Origin of the sequence: Chrysanthemum yellows phytoplasma, assembly GCF_000803325.1 — a bacterium.
Classification (GTDB): domain Bacteria; phylum Bacillota_I; class Bacilli_A; order Acholeplasmatales; family Acholeplasmataceae; genus Phytoplasma; species Phytoplasma asteris.
The window spans coordinates 1-4,299 of the sequence record NZ_JSWH01000166.1; the positions used below are offsets into that span (position 1 = coordinate 1).

General features: G+C 24.7%; 3 protein-coding genes. 1 reads left to right on the top strand and 2 read right to left on the bottom strand.

All coding sequences use genetic code 11. From position 1 onward, the window contains the following. Positions 1-92: 92 nt before the first annotated feature. On the top strand, positions 93-542 hold the full coding sequence (locus OL66_RS02845) for an ATP-binding cassette domain-containing protein (RefSeq protein ID WP_238568808.1): 450 nt from the start codon (positions 93-95) through the stop codon (positions 540-542). A gap of 139 nt (positions 543-681) precedes the next feature. On the opposite strand, the gene OL66_RS02850 is transcribed toward OL66_RS02845, so the two are convergent. Continuing rightward, positions 682-3,024, bottom strand: a complete 2,343-nt coding sequence (locus OL66_RS02850) for a S1 family peptidase (protein ID WP_238568809.1) — start codon at positions 3,022-3,024, stop codon at positions 682-684. Positions 3,025-3,315: 291 nt separating this feature from the next. Then, positions 3,316-3,687 carry a hypothetical protein gene (locus OL66_RS04375; protein WP_238568810.1) on the bottom strand — a complete coding sequence of 124 codons (372 nt, stop codon included), beginning with the start codon at positions 3,685-3,687 and terminating at the stop codon, positions 3,316-3,318. Between the last annotated feature and the right edge of the window lie 612 nt (positions 3,688-4,299).

Consider the following 4,299-nt stretch of genomic DNA (forward strand, 5'->3'; position numbering starts at 1 on the left):
ATATGAAATTATTTTTCAGTCTTGAAACAAAAAAAGACTAACTTAATAGTTAGCCTTAAAGAGTTTTTAAAAAGTAAAAAGTGTCTAAACTTTTGGCACACCTCAAAGGTTTGATTTGTCAAGGAATTAAAGATAAAAATCAAAGAAAAGTACAAGTTTTGGAAATGATTAAATTAGTAGGATTGCAAGAAAGTGATTTGGCGCGTTATCCTCATGAATTTTCAGGAGGACAAAAACAAAGAATTGTAATTGCTAGAGCCTTAATTGTAAAACCTACTTTAATTATTGCTGATGAACCTGTTTCTGCTTTGGATGTTTCCATTCAGGCACAAATTCTTAATCTTTTAAATGAATTGAAAGAAAAATTAAAACTTACTATTGTCTTTATTTCTCATGATTTATCCATAGTTAAGTATTTTTGTGATAGATGTGCTGTAATGTATCATGGTAATGTAGTAGAAATGGCAAATGTTAAAGATATTTTTGTCTTTCCTCAACATCAATATACTAAAACTTTATTGAAAGATGCTAATTTAAGTTAAGTTGAAGTGTGGGAAAATAAATCAATATACTAAAAACAAGATATTAAGATAAAAAGAGACTTTTTAAGTCTCTTTTTTGTTTATTTAGTTCTAAAAAGACAAAAAACATTGTAATTTATATACAATACTGTATTTATCTTTAAAACTTTTGATATCTATTATTACAAAAACATTGTAATTTATATACAATACTGTATTTATCTTTAAAACTTTTGATATCTATTATTACAAAAACTATAATGCAAATAAAAGTCCATATTAAAAATATTGCTATTTTGGCATTAGTAATGTTTAGTATTTTATTTGGAAAAATATTATTTTTGGGAAATGTAATAAAAGGAAATTGACTTTTGTGTAGATGATAAATATCTTGTTGAGAGCAAATATTAATTATATTTCCTTGAGAATCAAAGGCAAACCAATTATTATAATAAAGGCTTTCTTCTAAGTTAAAATAATTTTCTAAAAAAGTACTATCTATTGTAATTGCTTGGCTGTTTGGGTTATCTAGTAATGCTAAATGGCTTTGAAAAATATGAGGCGCTAAAGCTTTATCAGAGATGTTATTATGATTACTAATTAAATATATTTTTTCTCCTAATAAAAGTTTTTTATCAGGAACAAAAGTACAAACAGGATAATTTGTTCTAGATTCAAAAGTTATGTAGCTAAAAGGATTATTGTGGGTGGCTATGGTTTTGTATTTTCCTTTTTCATCTTGTAAGCCAAAAGGTGTTTGGATAGTTATTTTAACGTTTTCATTACAAATATTTTGGAAAGCATCTAAGAGATAAGAAGTGTCTAGGTTTGTTCTATTTTTTTGTAAAATGACGGTATATATAAAAGTATTATCGGAATTATTTACAGTTTTTTTGTCAATAATAACTCCTAAGTTGATATTTTGGGAATTGTAATAATCTTGGCATAAAACTATAGTTTTTAACATATCTTCTTTAATTATTTGTTCTTTGTTATCAAAAAGATTATAAAAAGTATTTGGTTTTGTGGGGCTTTGGAAGGTGGTTTTTGCCAATTTGATATTAGTTTCTAAAATCTTTTTTTGGTTTTCTAAAATGTTGTTATAAGAAAAAGTTTGTTTAGTAAATGATAAAAACATTTTATCTATGTCAATTTTAGGGATTTGAATTGTTTCTTCATAACTTTTTTTATTGTTATAATCAAAAATTTGAATTTGTAAAGAGATACTAAATTGATTAGTGTTTGCTAAACTAATTTCTAATTGCTTGTATTTGTGAGTATCAAAATTAACTAATTGTATTGTTTCTAAACCATGACAATTTATTGTAAGTAGAGTTTCTTGGTTGTCTTTATTTTGAAAAATTATTTTTTTTTCGGGCTGTTCTTTTATATAAGTATGGAGGTCTTCTAAAAAGATGTTGGTTTGGATGTGGGGTTTTTGTTCGTTTAGTTTTTCATTTTGTAAGATGTTAAGTTCGTTTTCAATATGATTTGTATTAGTGTTAGTCGTTTGGAATGCAATATTATTTGGGTTGTTATTTGCTATGTTTTCTTTTTTGGATTTGAGTAAAGTATAGAATTGTTGTTTGATGTAGTTAATGTTAATTGATTGAGAAATACGCAAAATTTTATGATAACTCCTATTTATGCCTATTAATTTTCCTTCAGCATTAAAAAGAGGTCCTCCGCTATTGCCTGAATCTAGCGTCATATCAGAGTTAATTTCTTTTTCATTGAGAAAAGCAATAACTCCTGTTTTAAATAAATTTTGTCTAAATTGAGGTCTTTGGTGAGGCATTAGGTCAAAATACCATTGTTTCCATTTTAGTTTTGTTGGTTTTTGGAATTGGTTAGTTTGTAAGCCTTTTTGGCAACCTAATACCCAAACTTGTTCTCCTTGATGGATAGGTATTTGTATATCTTTATCAAAATTAATGTATTTGGCAAGAACTTCATCTAGTTTTTTAGTAGTATCGGAGTTAGGAATAGTAAAAGTTATGATAGCTATATCGTCGTATTCACGATTGTTATTAATAAAAGCATATAGTTTTGCTTGCTTGTTTAATCCTTGATTGTTTTTGATTGTTATTTGTTTTTGGTGATTTGATGTATGATAAAAACTTTCAATTACATGACGATTAGTTAGTGCATAATATATGGTGTGGTTATTTATTTGTTCTTTGTAAACAATTATTCCTGTTCCTAGGCTATAACCAGTATCGATAAATAAAGTAATTAAATTGATGTCTTTTAGTATTTGGTTGTTGGGCGGTTCTTTTTCCTTTGTCTTTGTCTTTGTTTCTGTATCTTTATCTACTATATTATTTATATTATTGGGGTTGATAATTGCATTGATAAGTTTTATTATTGGAGGTTCGTCATTTATTATAGGTTTATTAAAATTTATGGAAGGAATCGCTTTAATATATTTAATTCCTTTTTCTTTTTTTATTTCAGGAGTTATTAAAAAACCAATTAAATTGCCTTTTTCAGTCCAAAACATAGTTTGTTTATTGTTGGAATTACAACGACTAGAAATAGCAATAAATATTTCATCTAATTCATTTTTAACTTCAATATCTTCACTTATATGACTTTGTTGAAAGGCAATTGCTTGTGGTATAGTTGTAGAAAAAGAATGAATTGGTTGTCCTTGGTGATATTTTTTTTGTCTTTGTAAAGGAGTAATTATATATTGTTTGTGAGATTTAAAAGTGATAATATCAAAATCTTTTAATAAGGGAGTAAAAATATTATATTGAGTTAATACTTGATTTTGAATAGTGCCCCATTCTTATCCTTGGGGATTTGATAATTTTATAATGTTGTTTTGTTGTATGATATTTTTAGGAGTAAGAGCAAAATATATTTTTTGTTCTGAATTGTTAATTGATGGTGTTTTTTCATTTTCATTGTCATTATTGTTTGTGATTTTGAAACTATAAAAAATAATTCCCAAAGCAGTTTTATCATTTGTATGTATTTGCCAAATTTGGTCTTTGTTGGTTTGTATTTGATTAGTATTTTTAATTTGTTCTTCCTTAATATCTTTTTTAATGTTTTCTTTTAAAATGTCTTTTTCTTGTTCCAAAGCTTTAATAGTTTGTTTAATAGTTTTAGTTTGGTTATTTTCATGTAGTTTATCAAAATATAAGGAATTATTCATAAATTGACTAGTATAAGAGTAATTTTGTAATTGAATAAAACTTAGCCAAAAAAGAATAGATATGTTAAAAAATAAGATAAATTTACGATAAAAATTAATTCTTTTCATAAAACTCTTTTCTAATTATGAGCGATGTTAAATAAAATATAAATAAAAGTATTTTTTTTCTTTTGGGATTTATTTCAAATGTAAAACACCCTTCATTATTATTTTACCCTAAAATTTATTTATTAGTTTGTAAAAAAAATAGCAATAATGTATTGACAGTGCCAAAAATTTTTGTTAAAATAAAATTGAGCTTAAAGGATTAAATGTTTTATACATATTATAAAAAAAAATAAATATAACAGATTATCAAAAAAGATAGTAAAGATTTATATTTTCATCTAAAATCGCTTTAAGTTCAAATGAACAAATTATAGAAAATCGTTTTTTCATTTTTTAAGTTAGAAAGAAGAAAAAAGGAGTGATAAAAATGCTATTTAGTTTAATTAATCAAAATCAAGATTTATTAGAAAATTTATTTGAAGATTTTAAAACAAATTCTTTAACTAACAACAACAATATTATGAAAACTGATATTCAAGAACAAGATAATCAATACTATTGCTC

Excerpts from the sequence above, each read along its gene's own strand:
- OL66_RS02850 (WP_238568809.1), bottom strand. The coding sequence starts at position 3,024 with ATGTTTTGGACTGAAAAAGGCAATTTAATTGGTTTTTTAATAACTCCT.
- OL66_RS04375 (WP_238568810.1), bottom strand. The coding sequence starts at position 3,687 with ATGAATAATTCCTTATATTTTGATAAACTACATGAAAATAACCAAACT.